This is a genomic window from Amaricoccus sp. (assembly GCF_017995835.1).
GTDB lineage: Bacteria > Pseudomonadota > Alphaproteobacteria > Rhodobacterales > Rhodobacteraceae > Amaricoccus.
On record NZ_JAGOID010000002.1, the window covers coordinates 48,946 to 66,855 of the forward strand.

General features: G+C 71.0%; 14 protein-coding genes and 1 tRNA gene. 9 read left to right on the forward strand and 6 right to left on the reverse strand.

The window, feature by feature from the left end:
- Entirely contained in the window at positions 1–843 is an 843-nt protein-coding gene (locus KBA23_RS00615; protein ID WP_290735375.1) for an ABC transporter ATP-binding protein, read from the forward strand.
- Positions 840–1,700, forward strand: a complete 861-nt coding sequence (locus tag KBA23_RS00620; protein ID WP_290735377.1) for a dipeptide ABC transporter ATP-binding protein — start codon at positions 840–842, stop codon at positions 1,698–1,700. The genes KBA23_RS00615 and KBA23_RS00620 overlap by 4 nt, the downstream gene beginning before the upstream one ends.
- Before the next feature lie 150 nt (positions 1,701–1,850).
- Here the strand turns inward: KBA23_RS00620 and KBA23_RS00625 are convergent, their stop codons facing one another.
- Positions 1,851–3,284 carry an aldehyde dehydrogenase family protein gene (locus KBA23_RS00625; protein ID WP_290735380.1) on the reverse strand — a complete coding sequence of 478 codons (1,434 nt, stop codon included), beginning with the start codon at positions 3,282–3,284 and terminating at the stop codon, positions 1,851–1,853.
- 126 nt (positions 3,285–3,410) lie between these two features.
- Between KBA23_RS00625 and KBA23_RS00630 the strand changes: the two genes are divergently transcribed.
- The 3 genes from KBA23_RS00630 (at position 3,411) to KBA23_RS00640 (ending at position 6,566) form a co-directional block, all read left to right on the forward strand.
- The gene (locus tag KBA23_RS00630; protein WP_290735384.1) at positions 3,411–4,166 is read left to right on the forward strand and encodes an alpha/beta hydrolase; all 756 of its coding nucleotides are present in this window, start codon (positions 3,411–3,413) and stop codon (positions 4,164–4,166) included.
- A gap of 124 nt (positions 4,167–4,290) precedes the next feature.
- A complete protein-coding gene (gene thrS / locus KBA23_RS00635; protein WP_290735387.1) occupies positions 4,291–6,294 on the forward strand; it encodes a threonine--tRNA ligase in 2,004 nt (667 codons plus the stop codon).
- 104 nt (positions 6,295–6,398) lie between these two features.
- Entirely contained in the window at positions 6,399–6,566 is a 168-nt protein-coding gene (locus tag KBA23_RS00640) for a hypothetical protein (protein ID WP_290735390.1), read from the forward strand.
- A 120-nt stretch (positions 6,567–6,686) separates the two neighbouring features.
- On the opposite strand, the gene KBA23_RS00645 is transcribed toward KBA23_RS00640, so the two are convergent.
- Together KBA23_RS00645 and KBA23_RS00650 are read right to left on the reverse strand one after the other, a co-directional pair.
- Complete coding sequence (locus KBA23_RS00645; protein ID WP_290735393.1) at positions 6,687–7,637, reverse strand: tripartite tricarboxylate transporter substrate-binding protein; 951 nt, start codon at positions 7,635–7,637, stop codon at positions 6,687–6,689.
- Between the two features lie 128 nt (positions 7,638–7,765).
- Positions 7,766–8,446 carry an HAD family hydrolase gene (locus KBA23_RS00650; protein ID WP_290735397.1) on the reverse strand — a complete coding sequence of 227 codons (681 nt, stop codon included), beginning with the start codon at positions 8,444–8,446 and terminating at the stop codon, positions 7,766–7,768.
- 120 nt (positions 8,447–8,566) lie between these two features.
- Between KBA23_RS00650 and KBA23_RS00655 the strand changes: the two genes are divergently transcribed.
- A complete protein-coding gene (locus KBA23_RS00655) occupies positions 8,567–11,245 on the forward strand; it encodes an HAD-IC family P-type ATPase (protein ID WP_290735399.1) in 2,679 nt (892 codons plus the stop codon).
- A gap of 142 nt (positions 11,246–11,387) precedes the next feature.
- Here the strand turns inward: KBA23_RS00655 and lipB are convergent, their stop codons facing one another.
- Positions 11,388–12,269: a lipoyl(octanoyl) transferase LipB gene (gene lipB / locus KBA23_RS00660; RefSeq protein WP_366935283.1), complete on the reverse strand. Its 882-nt coding sequence runs from the start codon at positions 12,267–12,269 to the stop codon at positions 11,388–11,390.
- Between lipB and KBA23_RS00665 the strand changes: the two genes are divergently transcribed.
- The 3 genes from KBA23_RS00665 to KBA23_RS00675 all read left to right on the forward strand — a co-directional run bounded on the left by KBA23_RS00665 (position 12,195) and on the right by KBA23_RS00675 (position 14,787).
- Positions 12,195–13,610, forward strand: a complete 1,416-nt coding sequence (locus tag KBA23_RS00665; RefSeq protein WP_290735406.1) for a peptidoglycan-binding domain-containing protein — start codon at positions 12,195–12,197, stop codon at positions 13,608–13,610. The two genes, lipB and KBA23_RS00665, sit on opposite strands and share 75 nt — an antisense overlap.
- A gap of 65 nt (positions 13,611–13,675) precedes the next feature.
- A tRNA-Leu gene (locus KBA23_RS00670) sits at positions 13,676–13,762 on the forward strand.
- A 188-nt stretch (positions 13,763–13,950) separates the two neighbouring features.
- Positions 13,951–14,787 carry an EamA family transporter gene (locus KBA23_RS00675; RefSeq protein WP_290735409.1) on the forward strand — a complete coding sequence of 279 codons (837 nt, stop codon included), beginning with the start codon at positions 13,951–13,953 and terminating at the stop codon, positions 14,785–14,787.
- A gap of 52 nt (positions 14,788–14,839) precedes the next feature.
- Here KBA23_RS00675 and KBA23_RS00680 read toward each other — a convergent pair whose 3' ends face one another.
- Complete coding sequence (locus KBA23_RS00680; RefSeq protein WP_290735412.1) at positions 14,840–15,484, reverse strand: DUF1638 domain-containing protein; 645 nt, start codon at positions 15,482–15,484, stop codon at positions 14,840–14,842.
- A 59-nt stretch (positions 15,485–15,543) separates the two neighbouring features.
- Positions 15,544–17,769: a TonB-dependent siderophore receptor gene (locus tag KBA23_RS00685; RefSeq protein WP_290735417.1), complete on the reverse strand. Its 2,226-nt coding sequence runs from the start codon at positions 17,767–17,769 to the stop codon at positions 15,544–15,546.
- Positions 17,770–17,910 lie beyond the last annotated feature (141 nt).

A 17,910-nucleotide genomic window follows, 5' to 3' on the forward strand; every position in this document is an offset into this window, starting at 1 on the left:
ATGCCGCTGCTCGAGGTCCGCAATCTTACCGTGTCCTTCCCGACCGCGGCCGGACGCTTCGACGCCGTGCAGGGTCTCGACGTCTCCGTCGACGCCGGCGAGGTGCTGGCGATCGTCGGCGAGTCCGGCTCCGGCAAGTCCGTCGCCATGCTCGCCGTCATGGGTCTCCTGCCCGCCATCGCCGGGGTGACGGCGGACGCCATGCGCTTCGACGGCCGCGACCTCCTGCGCCTGACCGCGCGCGAGCGGCGCAACCTGTCGGGGCGCGAGATCGCCATGATCTTCCAGGAGCCGGTCGCGAGCCTCAATCCCTGCTTCACCGTCGGCTTCCAGATCGAGGAGACGCTGCGCGAACACACCGGGCTCTCGGCCGCTGACCGTCGCCATCGCGCGATCGAGCTGCTCACCCAGGTCGGCATCCCCCAGCCGGAGGAACGGCTCGCCTCCTTCCCGCACCAGATGTCCGGCGGCCAGTGCCAGCGGGTGATGATCGCCATCGCCACCGCCTGCACGCCGCGGTTGCTGATCGCCGACGAGCCGACGACCGCGCTCGACGTCACCGTCCAGAAGCAGGTGCTCGACCTGCTGCTGCGGCTCCAGGCCGAGAACGGCATGGCGCTGGTGCTCATCACCCACGACATGGGCGTGGTGGCCGAGACCGCCGACCGCGTCGTGGTGCAGTACAACGGCCGCAAGATGGAGGACAGCGACGTCCTGACCCTCTTCGAGAACCCGCGCAGTCCCTATACCCGCGCGCTGCTCTCGGCGCTGCCGGAGAACGCCAAGGGGGGCCGCCTGTCCACCGTCTCCTCCTTCGTTCCCTCCGCGGAGACGGCGGGATGAGCGCCCCGGCGACGCCCCCTGCCGCCGGCGTCCCGGTGCTCGAGACGCGCGGCGTCACCCGCGACTACGTCTCGGGCGGCGTGTTCGGGGGCACGCGCACCGTCCGCGCGCTCAAGGGCATCGACCTCAAGGTGGACCGCGGCAGCACGCTGGCCGTCGTCGGCGAATCCGGCTGCGGCAAGTCGACGCTCGCCCGCATCATCACCATGATCGACGCGCCCTCCGGGGGCGAGCTGCTGATCGACGGCGAGAAGGTCGACATCGCCCGCACCGGCGTCCCCCCCGACCTGCGCCGCAAGGTGCAGATCGTGTTCCAGAACCCCTACGGCTCGCTGAACCCGCGCCAGAAGATCGGCGACGTGCTGGCCGAACCGCTGAAGCTCAACACCTCGCTCTCCGCCGCCGAACGGCGCGACCGGGCGATGGAGATGCTGCTGCGGGTCGGGCTGCGCGGCCAGCATTTCAACCGCTACCCGCACATGTTCTCCGGCGGCCAGCGCCAGCGCATCGCCATCGCCCGCGCCATCATGGTCCACCCCGCGCTGCTGGTCCTCGACGAGCCGGTCTCCGCGCTCGACCTCTCGGTGCAGGCGCAGATCCTGAACCTGCTCCAGGACCTTCAGGACGAGTACGACCTCACCTATGTTTTCATCTCGCACGACCTCTCGGTGGTGCGCCACGTCGCCGACGAGGTGATGGTGATGAACCTCGGCGAGGCGGTGGAGTACCGCAGCCGCGACGCGATCTTCGCCGCGCCGGAGCACCCCTACACCCGCACACTCTTCGCCGCGACGCCGCGCATCGACGTCGACCGCATCCGCGCCCGCGTCGCCCGCAAGACCGCCGCCCGCGGCTGATCCCTCCGCCGCGAGAGGCCGGCGGGTGGCGCCTTTGCGCCCCCGCGCGTTAACGTCCGGCCAAAAAGCGGCAAGCCTGTTTCCAGCCGCCTTCCAGCCACGTTCCGGCCCGGATCTTCCGAGCCGTTCCCGACCCTTGCCCCGCCCCCGTCACCCGGCGGCGGTATAGGCCGTCTTGACCGTGGTGTAGAACTCCGCTGCGTACCGCCCCTGCTCGCGCGGGCCGAAGGACGAGCCCTTGGAGCCGCCGAAGGGCACGTGGAAATCCACGCCCGCCGTCGCCAGGTTCACCATCACCATCCCCGCCTGGCTGTTGCGCTTGAAGTGGGTGGCGTGCTTGAGCGACGTCGTGCAAATCCCAGCCGACAGGCCGAAATCGGTGTCGTTCGCCACCGCCAGCGCCTCGTCGTAGTCCTTCACCCGGATCACGCTCGCCACCGGCCCGAAGATCTCCTCCCGGCTGACCCGCATGGCGTTCGTCGCGCCCACGAAGAGCGCGGGGGCGAGGAAGAAGCCCTCGGTCGCCTTCTTCACCCGCGCGCCGCCGACCAGCTCCGCGCCCTCGTCCCTGCCGATGGCGATGTACTTTTCGTCCTGCTCGAGCTGCCCCGCGTCCACGACCGGCCCGATCTGCGTCGCCTTGTCGAGCGGATCACCGATTACAAGGGCTTCCATCCGCTCCTTCAACCGCGCCACGAAGCGGTCGTGGATGCCGTCCTGCACGATCAGGCGCGACGACGCCGTGCAGCGCTGGCCGGTCGAGAAGAAGGCGCCGTTCAGGCAGGCGTCGACCGCGACCTCGAGATCGGCGTCGTCGAGGACCACCATCGGGTTCTTGCCGCCCATCTCGAGCTGGAACTTGCGCATTGCCTTCACCGACGCCTCCGCCACCCGCCGCCCGGTCCCGACCGAGCCGGTGAAGCTGACCGCCCTGATGTCCGGGCTGTCGAGGATCGCCTGCCCGACCACGGAGCCCTTGCCCATGACGAGGTTCAGCACCCCCTTGGGCAGGCCGGCGCGGTGCAGGATGTCCGCCAGCGCCCAGGCGCAGCCGGGGACGAGATCGGCGGGCTTGATGACGACGGTGTTGCCCCAGGCGAGCGCCGGCGCGATCTTCCAGGCCGGGATCGCGATCGGGAAGTTCCAGGGCGTGATCAGTCCGACCGGGCCGACCGCCTCGCGGGTGATCTCCACGCCGACCCCGGGGCGCACCGAGGGCAGGATCTCGCCCGTGAGCCGCAGGCACTCGCCGGCGAAGAAGTCGAAGATCTGGGCGGCGCGGATCGTCTCGCCGATCCCCTCGGCCAGCGTCTTGCCTTCCTCGCGGCTCAGCAGCGTGCCGAGCTCCTCCTTGCGGGCGAGGATCTCGGCCGCGGCCTTCGACAGCACGGCGTGCCGCTCCAGCGGCCCCGACCGGCTCCACGCCGGGAAGGCCGCCTTCGCGGCGGCGATGGCGGCCCCGGCGTCGGCGGCGGTGGCGCGCGCGTACTCGCCGACGACCTCGGCGGTGTTCGCCGGGTTGACGTTCGGGACCGCCTCGCCCCCGACCCACTCCCCGCCGATCAGGTTCGCGTGCAGTGTCATCCCCGTTCCTCCTGTCCCGTTGCGGCTCAGCGCCCGTCGGTTCCTTACGGCGACGCGACGCCCAAGCCAAGCGCGGCCGCCCCGTCGGCGCTGGCGCGGCGGGCCGCGCCCTGCTACCCCGAGACCATGCAGACCTCGTTCCTCGACCTCCCCGACGGCCGCCGCATCGCCCATGCGCGCAGCGAAGGCGCCGAGCCCGGCGTCGTCTTCCTCGGCGGCTTCCGCTCCGACATGACCGGGACCAAGGCGCTGTTCCTCGAGGCCTGGGCCCGCGAGCGCGGCCGGGCGTTCCTGCGCTTCGACTACACCGGACACGGCACCTCCTCGGGCGACTTCGAGCAGGGCTCGATCGGCGGCTGGGCCCGCGACGCCGCCGACGCGGTGAGCCGGCTCACCCGCGGCCCGCAGGTGCTCGTCGGCTCCTCGATGGGCGGCTGGATCGCGCTCCTTATCGCGCTCCGCCTGCCCGCCCGCGTCGCCGCCATCGTCGGCGTCGCCGCCGCGCCCGACTTCACCGAAGACTCGATGTGGGCCGGCTTCGACGCCGGCCAGCGCGACCGGCTGATGCGCGAGGGGCGGGTCGAGACGCCCTCGGAGTACTCCGACGACCCTTACGTCATCACCCGGCATCTGATCGAGGATGGCCGCGACCACCTCGTCCTGCGCGCGCCCCTCGCGCTGCCCTTCCCGCTGCGACTGCTGCACGGGACGGCCGACCTCGACGTCCCCGTCCCGGTCGCGCTCCGCCTGCTGGCGCACGCGGAAGGCCCCGACGTCCGCCTGACCCTCGTGCGCGACGCCGACCACCGCTTCAGCGCCCCCGAGAACCTCGACCTGATCGTCGCCACCGTCGAGGACGTGCTGCCTTCCCCCCACGGCTGAGCCCCGGCCGGAGGCGCCAGAAACGACGATGGCGCGCCTGCCTTGACAGGGCGGGAGGGGCGCACTAGCGCTGCCGTCCCTGGACCCGGGCGTGCCGTAGGCGCCGATACCGAAGGAGACCGCGATGACCGACCTTGCCCCCGATGCGCGCGAGGTGGCGGTCACGCTGCCCGACGGCGCCGTCCGCCGCTACCGCGCCGGCGTCACCGCCGCCGACATCGCCTCCGACATCTCGAAATCGCTCGGCAAGGCCGCGCTCGCCTGCACGATCGACGACCGCCTTTCCGACCTCTCGACCCCGATCGGCGGCGACGCCCGCCTCGCCATCGTCACCGCGAAGGATCCGGCGGCGCTCGAGCTCATCCGCCACGACTGCGCCCATATCATGGCCCGCGCGGTGCAGGAGCTCTGGCCCGACACGAAGGTCACCATCGGCCCGGTGATCGAGAACGGCTGGTACTACGACTTCGACCGCTCCGAGCCCTTTACCCCCGACGACCTCGGTCTGATCGAGGCCCGGATGCGCGAGATCATCGCCGTGCGCGACCCCGTGCGCACCGAGGTCTGGGACCGCGACCGCGCCATCCGCCACTACGAGGCGACGGGCGAGAACTACAAGGTCGAGCTGGTCGAGGCGATCCCCGAGGCCGATCCCGTGCGCATGTACTGGCACGGACCCTGGCAGGACCTCTGCCGCGGACCGCACCTCGCCCACACCGGACAGGTTCCTCCCGACGCCTTCAAGCTCACCTCGATCGCGGGCGCCTACTGGCGCGGCGACAGTCGCCGCCCGATGCTCCAGCGCATCTACGGCGTCGCCTTCCGCACCAGGGCCGATCTCGACGCCTACCTCCACCAGCTCGAGGAGGCGGCCAAACGCGACCACCGCAAGCTCGGCCGCGAGATGGACCTCTACCATTTCCAGGCCGAGGCGGTGGGATCGGTGTTCTGGCACCCCAACGGCTATGTGATCTGGCGCGCGCTCGAGGCCTATATCCGCCGCCAGCTCGACGCCGACGGCTATGTCGAGGTCAAGACCCCGCAGCTCCTCGACTCGCAGCTCTGGCGGCTCTCCGGGCACTGGGGCAAGTTCCGCGAGAACATGTTCGTGGTTCCCGACGAGATCCCTTCGGTCGAGGACGAGGACGCCGACCCGATCCTGTCGGGCGAGGCCGACCTGATGGCGCTGAAACCGATGAACTGCCCCGCCCACGTGCAGATCTTCCGCCAGGGCACCAAGTCCTACCGCGACCTGCCGATCCGCATGGCCGAGTTCGGCTGCTGCCACCGCAACGAGGCGCACGGCTCTCTGCACGGGCTTCTGCGCGTGCGCCAGATGACCCAGGACGACGCGCACATCTTCTGCCGCGAGGACCAGATCGCCGCCGAGACGAAGCGCTTCCTCGACCTGTTCGGCCGGGTCTACGGGCACATGGGGCTGACGAAAATCTCCTACAAGCTCGCGACCCGCCCCGATGTCCGGGCCGGCGACGACGCGACCTGGGACCGGGCCGAGGAGGCGCTGGCCGACGCGCTCGGCGCCGCCGGGATCGAGTTCGACTACGCCCTCGGCGAGGGCGCCTTCTACGGGCCGAAGCTCGAGTTCCACCTGACCGACGCGATCGGCCGCACCTGGCAGGCGGGCACCTTCCAGCTCGACTACGTGCTGCCCGAGCGGCTCGACGCCGCCTATGTCGGCGAGGACGGCGCGAAGCACCGGCCCGTGATGCTGCACCGCGCCGTCTTCGGCACGTTCGAGCGGTTCATCGGACTTCTCGTCGAGCACTATGCCGGCAAGCTGCCGCTGTGGCTCGCGCCGCGCCAGGTCGTCGTCGCGCCCATCGTCTCGGACGCCAACGCCTACGCCGCGGAGGTCGTCGCGGCGCTGAAGGCCGCCGGCATCCGCGCCGAGGCGGATCTCCGCAACGAGAAGATCACCTACAAGGTCCGCGAGCACTCGCTGGCCAAGGTGCCGCTGATCCTCGCCGTGGGCGCCCGCGAGGTCGAGGGGCGCAGCGTCTCGGTTCGCCGGCTCGGCGAGACCGCGTCCACGTCCCTGCCGCTCGCCGAGGCCGTCGCCGCCTTCGCCGCCGAGGCGACGCCGCCGGATCTGCATCCGCCGTCCTGAACCCGCTGCATGGCGGAGTTGCGCGATCGGGCCTGACCAAGGCCTCGCGCAGCGCCTAGATCTCCGGTCGAACCGGCGTGAGCCGGACGACTGGAGAGAGCGAGATGCAGAACCTTCGCAAGTTTTTCGCCGGCGTCGTTGACGCCTTCATCACCCTCGACGCAGCCCGCGCCGCCGCCGGCGCCGTCGAGGTCGACCGCCCGGCGCAGCCGCGGCACCTCCGCCAGCTCGGCATCGATCCCAAGGCCTTCCTGTCGATGGGTCACGGCTGACCGCATAGCGGTCGTTGTCGGCGCAACTGGCCCCTTGCGCCGAATGTCGCGCGCGCCCGCGTATACGGGCGCGCCGCCGCTGCGTCCGATCTGGCGTCCAGCGCCGCACGGACGCCCACGTCACTGAACGAGGCCGATATCCTTCAGGATTCCCCTCGTCTGCTCGATGTCGGCGGCGAGTTGAGCCTGAAACGCCTCGCCGGCGAGGAAGCGGTCATCCCAGCCGCGGGTGGCGAGTTCCGTCTTCCACGCTTCCGAGGTCGCGAGCTTCTCGATGTCGGCCGTGATCGCCGCCACCTGCTCGGGCGTCAGGTCCGGGCCGCCCGCCACCATGCGCCAGTTCTCCAGCGCCGCGTCGACGCCGGCCTCCTTCAGCGTCGGCGCGTCGATTCCCTCGATGCGCTCCTCGCCGGAAACCGCCAGCAGACGCAGCTGACCCGCCTCGATCTGGCTCTCGAACTCGCCTAGCCCCGACACCCCGACCGTCACCTGACCGCCGAGGATCGCCGCCAGCGCCTCGCCGCCGCCCGAGAACGCGATGTAATTCACCTTCGTCGGATCGACGCCGGACGCCTTGGCGATCAGGCCGGCAAGGATGTGATCCGCGCCGCCCGCCGAGCCGCCGCCCCAGCTCACCGAACCCGGGTCTGCCTTCAGCTTCGCCACCAGATCGGCCATCGTCTGGATGTCGCTCGCGGCCGGCACCACGATCGCCTCCTGCTCGCCGGTCAGCCGCGCGATCGGCGTGACCATGGACAGATCCACGGGCGACTGGTTGGTCAGGATCGCCCCCACCATCACGTAGCCGCCGACGATCAGCGCCTCCGGATTGCCCTTGGCCTGGTTGACGAACTGCGCCAGCCCGATCGTGCCGCCGGCGCCCGGCACGTTCATCACCTGCACGTTGCCGGAGATGCCCTCCTTCTGCATCAGCGTCTGCATCGTTCGCGCGGTCTGGTCCCAGCCGCCGCCGGGCGCCGCCGGCGCCATGATCGTGTAGTCGGCCGCCGCCGCCGTCAGCGCGCCCGCGCAGAGCGCCGCCGCCGCGACGCCGATCGTTCTTCTCATCATGCCGTCCTCCCTGGCTTCTCTGGCCAGCCGTCGCCGCGGCCGCGCCCATGGTCCCGGACCATACGCCCTGCGCGTCGCCCGCGCCAAGCCCGCCGAGCCGATCTTGCCCGGCAAACTGCGCGCCCGCCTCAGCGCCGGCCGCCGACTTCGTCGATGTGCACGAGCAGGTCCGCCGGGTCGTCGAAAACGCGCATTGCGCCTGCCTCGCGCAGCTCAGCCGCGCCGTAGCCGCCGCTCAGGAGCCCGACCCCGAGCGCGCGCGCCCGCACCGCGGCCAGCATGTCCCAGACTGCGTCGCCGACGACGACCGCGGTCTCGATAGGCGCCCCGAGCTTTGCCGCCGCGGCAAGGAACAGGTCGGGGTCGGGCTTGGCGTAGCGCACCATGTCGCGGGTCACGAGCGGCGTCGCCGCCGGGTCGAGCCCGAGCACCTCGAGGTTGACCCCCGCCGTCTCCATCCGCGCGCTCGTCGCGATCGCCCAGGGAACCCCCGCCTCGTTCAGCCAGTCGAGCAGGGCGCGCGCTCCCGGCAGCGGCCGGATCTGCGCCGCGAAGCCATGATACGCCTCGGCATGGCGGATGCGCAGCCGCTCCAGCCGTTCCGGGTCGACGCCGCCGCCGAGCTCGCGGACGAGCTGGTTCATGAAGAGCCCGCCCGACATGCCGATCCGCCGATGGATGCGCCAGACGGAGAGGTCGATCCCCTCCGCGTCGAGCGCGATCTTCCACGCGAGCACGTGCTGGTAGACGCTGTCGACGAGCGTCCCGTCCATGTCGAAGAGAAAGACCGGCTCGATACGCATCGTCATGGCTCCGCCTCACTTCGAAAGACCCGCACCTTGCGCCGTCTCCCGTCCCGGCGCCAGCCGCGCGCTTCAAATTCCCGCGCCGATCCCGTAGTCGGAAGGACGCAGGAGCGGAGGGGGTCTATGGCGGCGGAGCGACAGACGGTCTGGCATGCGCTGGACGGCGAGGAGGCGCTGGCGCTGACGTCATCGCGCCCGGAAGGCCTGACGGCGGGGGAAGCGGCGCAGCGGCTCGCCGAGGTCGGGCCGAACGCGCTTGCCGCGGCGCCGCCGGTGCACCCGATCTGGCGTTTCCTCGCGCAGTTCAACAACACGCTCATCTACGTGATGCTCGCGGGCGCCGTCGCCGCGAGCCTGCTCGCGCACTTCGTCGACGCGATCGTGATCCTCGTGGTCGTGGTGGCGAACGCCGTCGTCGGCTTCGTGCAGGAGGGCCGGGCAGAGCAGTCGCTGCGGGCGATCCGCGGCCTGATTGCGCCCCATGCCGTCGTGGTGCGCGGCGGCGTCCGGCAGACCGTGGAGGTCGGGGATCTCGTCCCCGGCGACGTGGCGATCGTCGAGGCCGGCGAGCGCGCGCCGGCCGACCTGCGGCTGCTGCGCGCACGCGGGCTGACGGTCGACGAGGCGCTCCTCACCGGCGAGTCGGTCACCGCGGCCAAGCGCGAGGTCGCGGTCGCGGCCGACGCGCCCCTCGGCGACCGCGAGTGCATGGTCTTCTCCGGAACGCTCGTCGCCACCGGCCAGGGAACCGGCGTGGTGGTGGAGACCGGGCCGCGGACAGAGATCGGCCGGATCAGCCGGCTGATCGAGGACGTCGATCCGATCGAGACGCCGCTCCTGAAGCAGATCGACCGTTTCGCCGCGACGTTCACCCGCGTCGTTCTGGCCGCGGGCCTGGCGCTGCTTCTCTTCGCGGTCCTCGCCCGGGGGGTCGGCTGGGCCGATGCGCTCATGCCCGTCGTCGCCCTCATCGTCGGCGTGGTGCCCGAGGGCCTGCCGGCCGTCCTGACCATCACCATGGCGATCGGCGTCCGCCGCATGGCCGCGCGCCGGGCCGTCGTTCGCAAGCTGCCCGCGGTCGAGACCCTCGGCTCCGTCTCGGTCATCTGCACCGACAAGACCGGCACGCTGACCCGAAACGAGATGACCGTGCGCCATGTCCTCATCGCCGGCCATGACGTGCACGTGGCGGGCGCCGGATACGAACCGGCCGGGGCGCTCACCGCCGAGAACCACGACGACGACAGCGCCGCCATCGCCGCGCTCGCGCCCATCCTCGCCTGCGGGCTGATGTGCAACGACGCGACGCTGCGCCGCGACGACGCCGGCTGGTCGGTGCTCGGCGACCCGATGGAAGGCGCGCTCGTGGCCCTGGCGATGAAGGCCGGGCTCGACCCCGCGCATGCGCGGGCCGAATGGGCGCGCCGCGACGAGATCCCCTTCGACGCCGCGCATCGCTACATGGCGACGCTGCACGAGGGACCGAGCGGCGAAGGCCTGATCCTCGTCAAGGGCGCCCCGGAAGTCATCCTCGGGCTCGCCGGCGCGGCGGGCGGCGTCTGGGAGGACCGGGTCCGCGACCTCGCCGCCGAGGGCGAGCGCGTCCTCGGCTTCGCCGCGCGCCGCCTGCCCGCGCCGCCCGAACGGCTGACGCATGAAGAAATCGACGGCCGACTGGAGTTCCTCGGCCTCATGGGTTTCCTCGACCCGCCCCGCCCGGAGGCGATCGACGCGATCGCGGAGTGCCGATCCGCCGGCGTCGACGTCAAGATGATCACCGGCGACCATGTCGCCACCGCCGCCGCCATCGGCCGCCAGCTCGGTCTCGACGACCGACTCGCGGCGATGACCGGCGCCGAGGTGGATGCGCTGGACGACGCGGCGCTCGCCGAGGCTGCGCCGGGGATCGCGGTGTTCGCCCGCGCCAACCCGGAGCACAAGCTCCGCATCGTGCGGGCGTTGCAGACCGACGGCGCGATCGTCGCCATGACCGGCGACGGCGTCAACGACGCGCCGGCGCTGAAGCAGGCCGACGTCGGCGTCGCCATGGGCCGGAGCGGCACCGAGGCGGCGCGCGAAGCCGCCGAGATGGTGCTGCTTGACGACAACTTCGCCTCGATCGTCGCCGCGATCAGCGAGGGTCGCACCGTATACGACAACATCCGCAAGGTGATCTCCTGGACGCTGCCGACGAACGGCGGCGAGGCGCTCGCGGTGATCGTCGCCATACTGGCGGGCTTCGCGCTGCCGATGAGCCCGACGCAGATCCTGTGGGTGAACCTCGTTCTCACCGTGACGCTCGGCCTCGTCCTGGCCTTCGAGCCGCCCGAACCGGGGGTGATGGACCGCCCTCCGCGCGACGCGCGCGCGTCGCTGCTGTCGCCGTTCCTCGTCTGGCGGGTCGTGATCGTCTCCGGACTGATGGCCGCGGCGGCGCTCGCCGTCTTCTTCCTGGCGCTCCATCGCGGCGACGAGATCGCCTACGCGCGGACGATGGTGGTGAACATGGTCGTCGCGGCCGAGATCTTCTATCTGTTCAACGTGCGATACCTGCACATGCGCTCGTTGACGTGGCGGGGGGCGCTCGGCACCCCGGCGGTGCTTGCGGCCATCGCGGCCGTCGTCGCGGCGCAACTCGCCTTCACCTACGCGCCGTTCATGCAGGCGATCTTCGACACGCGGGCCGTCGCCATCGCCGATCTGGCGCTGATCGTCTCGATCGGCGTGGGGCTGATGCTGCTCCTCGAAGCCGAGAAGTTCGCGATGCGCCGCATCGGCCTTTTCCCCGAGCTGCGCGCCTGAGGACGCTTGCCGCCGACGGCGCCCCTGCGGGCGTGCGGCGGCGGGACCAACGCCGGGGGGTTCATGAAACGACTCGCGGACTTTTTGACCCCTGGCCATTTAATCGTGTGTCTTCAGATAGTTACCCTATCTATCACGCGTGTTAGCGCGTGTTGGCCGGTGTTGCGCCGGGTGGCCTGGCAGACTCGCCGGTATATGTGGCCGGGGCCGGGCCGAACACGCTCTCGAAGCTCTCGCGCAGCGCCAGATCGAGATCCGCCATCGTCACCGGCAGCCCGAGATCGACGAGGCTCGTCACCCCGTAGCCGCGGATGCCGCAGGGGACGATGCCGCCGAAATGCCCCAGATCGGGCTCGACGTTGATCGCGATCCCGTGGAAGGCGACCCAGCGCCTCACCCGCACGCCGATCGCGGCGATCTTGTCCTCGGCGGGGCTGCCGTCCGGCAGGGGCGGCTTGTCCGGCCGAACGACCCAGACCCCCACTCGCCCAGGCCGCCGCTCGCCCTTCACGTTGAAGGCGGCGAGGGCGCGGATCACCCATTCCTCCAGCCGGAAGACATAGGCGCGCACGTCGCGCCCCCTGCGGTTGAGGTCGAGCATCGCGTAGGCGACCCGCTGACCCGGCCCGTGATAGGTGTATTCGCCGCCGCGCCGCGCCACGTAGACCGGGAACCGGTCCGGCTCCAGCAGGTCGGCCGGATCGGCCGACGTGCCGGCGGTGTAGAGCGGCGGATGCTCGAGCAGCCAGACGAGCTCCGCAGCGCGCCCGGCGACGATGTCCTCGACGCGGGCCTCCATCTCCGCCAGCGCCTCGGGATACGGGACGGGCGCGGGGCTCACGCGCCATTCGGGCGGATGGCTTCGTTCACCCAACTTCGAGTCTCGGCTTTGTGACCGGGGCGATTCATGCGATAATGGCGACTTCAATCGCATTTCGGAGGGGGTGTCGTGCGTATTCAACCCAAACTGCTTTCCAGCGTGCTTGCCCTGGCGATTGCAATCCCTGTCGCGCCGGCCGCCCATGCCGACGGCAGCGCCTTCGTCGGCGGTCTCGTCGGCGGCATCGTCGGCAGCGCCATCGGCAACGCCGCCACGCAGCGCCGCGAGACGGTCATCGTCCGCCAGCCGCAGACGCGCACCGTGGTCCGCCATGCGCCCGTCGTCAACACCTACGAGCGCGAGCAGAACCGCCAGGCCCAGGTCGCACTGAACCATTTCGGCTTCCCGGCCGGGACGCCGGACGGCGTCATGGGCCGCAACTCCCGGGCGGCGGCCGCCCAGTACCAGGCATTCATGGGAATGCCCGCGACGGGCTATCTCTCCGACTATGACCGCACCCAACTCATCACGGCCTATAATCGGGCGCTGGTCGGCGGGCCGCAGAACCAGCAGATGATGGCCGCCTACGGGCAGGGCACGCGCGGCCTGCTCCTTGGATACCGCGACGAACAGATGGGCGTGCCGATGCCCGGCGCCACCCCCGTAGGGGCGACCGTGATGGCGGCGGCGCCGACGCCGACGCCGATGGCCCCGGTGCCGGCCGCACCGGAGCAGGTCGCCGTCGCTCTCGCCGCGCCCGCCCCGGCGCCGGTGGCGGAACCCGCGCCGGTGGTCGAGGCCGCCGCCCCCGCCGAAGGGGCGCTCCCCGACTTCCTGACCGCCACCGCGCCCGACGCCTCGATGGCGAGCGTCTGCAACCGCGTGAGTCTCGTCACCTCGACCAACGGCGGCTTCGTCACCGTCGCGACGCTCAAGGATCCGGGCTTCGCGCTCGAGGAGCAGTTCTGCCTGGCGCGGACCTACGCGATCGAGGACGGCGAGCGGCTCGCCGCCACGGTCCAGGGCATTCCGGCCGCCGACATTCGTGCCCGCTGCGAGGCATTCGCGCCGGCCATGCGCCCCTACGTCGCCATGCTCGCCGGCGAGCCCGCGCCGGAGGTGGCGGAGGCGGTGCGCGGCTTCATCGTCGAGACCGGGGCGCCGCCGGCGCAGATCGCCGCGAACGCGCGCATCTGCCTCGGCGTCGGCTACCGCACCGACAATGCCGAGCTCGCGCTCGGCTCGGCGCTCGTCCTCGCGGCGGCCGGCGAGGCGGCCTATGGCGAGCACGTCGGGCATCATCTGATGCAGGGCTTCGGGGTCGCGCGCCGCGCCGACCGGGGCGAGGTCTGGCTCGGCGACGCCGTGGCTGCGATGCAGGCGGGCGCGACCGCGGTCGTGGCCCCGGGCGCGCCGGAGCGGATCGCGCTCCTGCGGACGGCGCTGACGATGTCGGACGGCGGCGAGGTCCTGAGCGACGCGGCCGCGCCCGCGGCGACGGTTCCGACCTTCGTCCTTCCGGCCGCGCCCGCCAGCTCGAACTGAGGCGGCGCCGGGCGACGTTTTCGCCCTTGAGACCACGCCGGGGCTCTGCTACGAGCCCCGGCAGTGCGGTTGTGGCGGAATTGGTAGACGCGCAGCGTTGAGGTCGCTGTGGGCTAACCCCCGTGGAAGTTCGAGTCTTCTCAACCGCACCATTTTCCCTCCTTCTCAAGCATTTCGCCGCGCCCGGACCCGGCCGGGGCGTTCCTCCGCGTCCGCCCTCACCGCCTCTGGTGCCGCAGCGGAGACGAGATGTCCCCCCGCAACCCGGGCGGCGCCTGGGCGGCTCACCGCGACCGCTTCCCGCTTGCGGGTAAGGGAGGCCAGGCCCTAGGAGGGGCGGATGGCTCCCACCGTGTTCCTCGCCGTGCTGTTCGGCGCCGCCCTCCACGCGGGCTGGAATGCGGTGGTCAAGAGCGGGCCGGACAAGCTCATGACCACCGTCCTTCTCGCCGCCGTCTCCGGCCTGGTCGGGCTGGCCGCCCTGCCCTTCCTGGAGCAACCCGCGGCCGCCGCGATCCCCTATCTCCTCGCCTCGGCGGTGGTTCAGGTCCTCTACTTCACCCTCGTCGCCGCGGCCTACCGGGCGACGGACATGAGCCGGGCCTATCCGCTCATGCGCGGGCTCGCGCCCGCCCTGGTGGCCGTCTTTGCGGCCGCGGCGCTCGGGGAGCATCTCGGGCCTCTCGCCTGGGCCGGGGTAGCGCTGATCTCCTCCGGCGTCTTCGCGATGACCTTCGGCCACAGCGGCCCGACGTCGCGGCTCGGCACGGCCCTCGCTCTCGCGAACGCCGTGGTGATCGCCTGCTACACGCTGATCGACGGCGCGGGCGTGCGGGTCTCGGGCGCGCCCGTCGCCTATGCGATGTGGCTGTTCCTGCTCAACGCCGTGCCGCTGGTCGCCTGGGCGCTCCTCGCGCGGCGCCGGGCTTTCCTTGCCTATGCCGAACGGCACTGGCGCCTGGGACTGGCGGGCGGAGTCGGCAACCTCGGTTCCTACGGACTGGCGCTCTGGGCGATGACCTACGCCCCGGTGGCGGTGGTGGCGGCGCTCCGGGAGACCTCGATCCTCTTCGGGATGGCGATCGCGTCGCTCGCGCTCCACGAACGGATCGGACCGGCTCGCCTCGCCGCCGCAGCGCTGATCGTCGCGGGCGCCGCGAGCCTGCGCCTCGCGTAGCCGGGGGAGCGGCAGCGACGCGGCGGGACACATGCCGCCAGCATGCTCGACGTCAGCCGTCGGGAATTCCGGCCAGCGCCGCCGCGAGATCGCCGTAGCCGGTGAAACGCCGCTCGAAGGCGAGCCCGAGCCGCGCGGCGGCGTCCGCGGCGCGGGCGTCGAGGGCCGGGTCGTCGGTCTGCGCGAGGTACACCAGGCGCTCGTAGTTGCCGAAGACCATGTCGCGCAACTCGGGATGACGGTCGAGCCCGAGAGGGCGCCAGACGAAGGCGTCGAACTGGCGCACGAGAAAGTCGGTCAGGTAGAAGACCCGCATCTCCTCGTCGCCGCGCGCCGCGAAGGCGTCGAGCCCGTCGAAGAAAGCGTAGCAATGCGGGCCCGCGATCAACTCGACCCCGAGCCGATCGCAACGGGCGGCAAGCAGCCCGCCCGTGCCGCAATCGGCATAGGCGACAAACACCCGTTGGTATCGGTCCTGCGCGGCGCGAACCGCGGCCTCGACGGCGTCGGGTATCGCCTGGGGCCGGTTGTGCAGGATCGCCGGCAGGCATTGCAGGTCGAGATGGGTCCAGCCGTTCGCTGCCCGCAGCGCGAGGATCTCGCGCGCCAGCGCCCCGCAGGCGATGACGAGAACCTGCCCGGCCGCGGTGGGCGCGGACAGGCCCACCTCGGTCAGGGCACGGTCGTCGGGTTGCATCGCCCCGATATGCGCCTTGCCGGCGGCCCCGGCAAGGCTTGGGCTCAGAAGGCCAGGCGTCAGAAGGTGTGGCGCAGCGTCAGGGTAGCGGTGCGCGGGGCGCCGATCCAGTTGCCGTAGCCGGGGTTCCAGAGGCCGGTGTAGTAGAGTTCGTCGAAGAGGTTGTCGACGTTGAGCTGGAGCGAGGTCTGCTCGGTCAACTCGTAGCGGGCCATCACGTCCACGACCGTGAACCCGCCCTGACGCATCTCGAAGGGCTGGCCGGCCGAGGCCCAGTCCGTGCCCTCGTTGTACGTCTCACTCTGGTAGCGCAGTGAGCCGCCAAGGGTGAGGTTTTCGAGCGCGCCGGTCAGCCGGTAGGTCGTGCCGAGCTTCAGCAGGTTCTCCGGGTTGACGTTCGGATCGAAACGGTCGCCGGAATTCTCGCCTTCCTCGTATTCGGAGGTCACGTAGGTGTAGCCGGCGAAGACGTTCCAGCGGTCGGTGACGGCGCCGACCACCTCGAACTCGACGCCCTGGGTGCGCACGAGGCCCGCGGCCTTCGAGCAGCTCGGGAACGGGCCCGGCCCGCAGCCCTGGTTGTTCGGGTCCGGCTCGGCGATGCCGTCGCGGTCGGTGCGGAACACTGCCGCCGAGGCGGTGAGCGCGCCGTCGAGGAACGCGGCCTTCACGCCCGCCTCGAGGTTCGTGCCGGTGATCGGCTCGAGGAGGCCGTCGCGGTCGTAAGCCTGCTGCGGCTGGAAGATCTCGGTGTAGCTGGCGTAGACGGTCCAGCTCTCGTTCACATCGTAGACCGCGCCGACATAGGGCAGGAACTCGCCATCGACGCTGTAGGAACTCTGGTTGTCGCCGTCGTCCTCGTCCTCGTAGTCGTACCAGGTGAAGCGCCCACCGGCGATCAGCTTCAGCTGGTCGGTCAGGCTGAACCGGCCGGCGCCGTAGATGCCCCACTGCTTGGTGGTCATGTCCCAGAAGTAGACGTTGGTCGGCGATATGGGCGGCTTCGGCTCGGCGTGCGGGTTGGCCCGGTCCGGCGGGTCGATAACGAAGAGATAATAGTCGCCGCCGTCGTAGCGGGTGCGGTCGCGCCCGCCGTTCACGCCGAAGACGAGTTCGTGGGAGCGGTCGAACAGCGTCACCGGGCCGGCGGCCTGGACGTCGCCGGAGAAGTTCTCGTTGATGTACTTGAACGGCGCGCCGCTGCGCTGCAGCTCGATGTCGCCCGCCGGCTGCTGCCAGCGCATGTACGAGGTGAGCATGTCCGTCGAGCCGTCGTTGTAGCGGGCGGCGGCCTTCAGCGTCCAGCCGCTCTGGAGCTCGTGCCTGATCTCGGCAAAGCCGGTCCAGGCCTCGCGGTCGGAGTATTCCCAGTCGAGCGAGGGCGAGGTCTCGCCGTCGAAGTTCGGGAAGAAGCTGCCGTCGTAGTCGGTCCAGATGCCGCCCCAGCTGTAGCCGTCGATGTCCTCGTCGACGTAGGAGAGGCCGATGTTGGCCGTGGTGGCGTCGCCGATGTCGAAGTCGAGCGTGCCGTAGAGCAGCACGCTGTCGTCGGTCAGGTTGTCGCGCGGCCCGTCGCCGCCAAGGGCGTTGCCGACGAAGCGGCCGCGAATGGTGCCGGCCTCGTTGAGTGGCGAAGAGGCGTCGAAGGTCAGTTCGGCGCTGCCGTAGCTCGTCAGCGAGAAGTCGGTGCTGATCTGCCGGTCGGCGAAGGGCCGCTTGCGCACCAGGTTGACGCTGGCCGAGGGGTTGCCGGTGCCTTCGAGCAGGCCGGTCGCGCCGCGCACCACCTCGATGCGGTCGTAGAGCGCGAGGTCGTCCTGCGGATTGGCGTCGCGGGCGTAGAAGTGAACATAGGTCGGCACGCCGCCGTACTGGATGTTGTTGATCTCCGAACCGCGGGCCAGATATCTCCAGCGCATCTCGCCGTTTCCGCGGACCGCGGTGACGCCGGGCGTGTAGGTGAGGGCCTGGTCGAGGGTCTGGAAGTTCTGGTCCTCGATCTGCTGGTTCGTGGTGATGCTGACCGACTGGGGCAGTTCGCGCTCGGTGAGCGGCAGGCCGGTCGCCGAAGGCGTCACCTGCGGCGCGGTCCAGGAGCCCGTCCCCTCGGTGACGCTGCCCGCGCCGGTGACGGTGATCGTGCCGAGGGCGAGTTCGCCCCCCGGCGCCTCGGCCTCCTCCGCGACCTCCTGCGCCGGCGCGAGGCCGGGCACAAGCAGGGACAGCGTCACCACGCTGCCCGACAGCAGAAACCGTCGCGCCCGCGCGCGCTCGCGAATACCCATCTCACAGCCCCCATGGTCGTCGCTGGCTGGCGACGGCCGGGAAGCGCGCCTCGGGCTTGCGGAAACGGTCCAGAACGTGCCGCACTTTCGCTCGCGGCCACGGGTTCGTGATTTCCGACTTGTTTACTCATGTCAAGACGA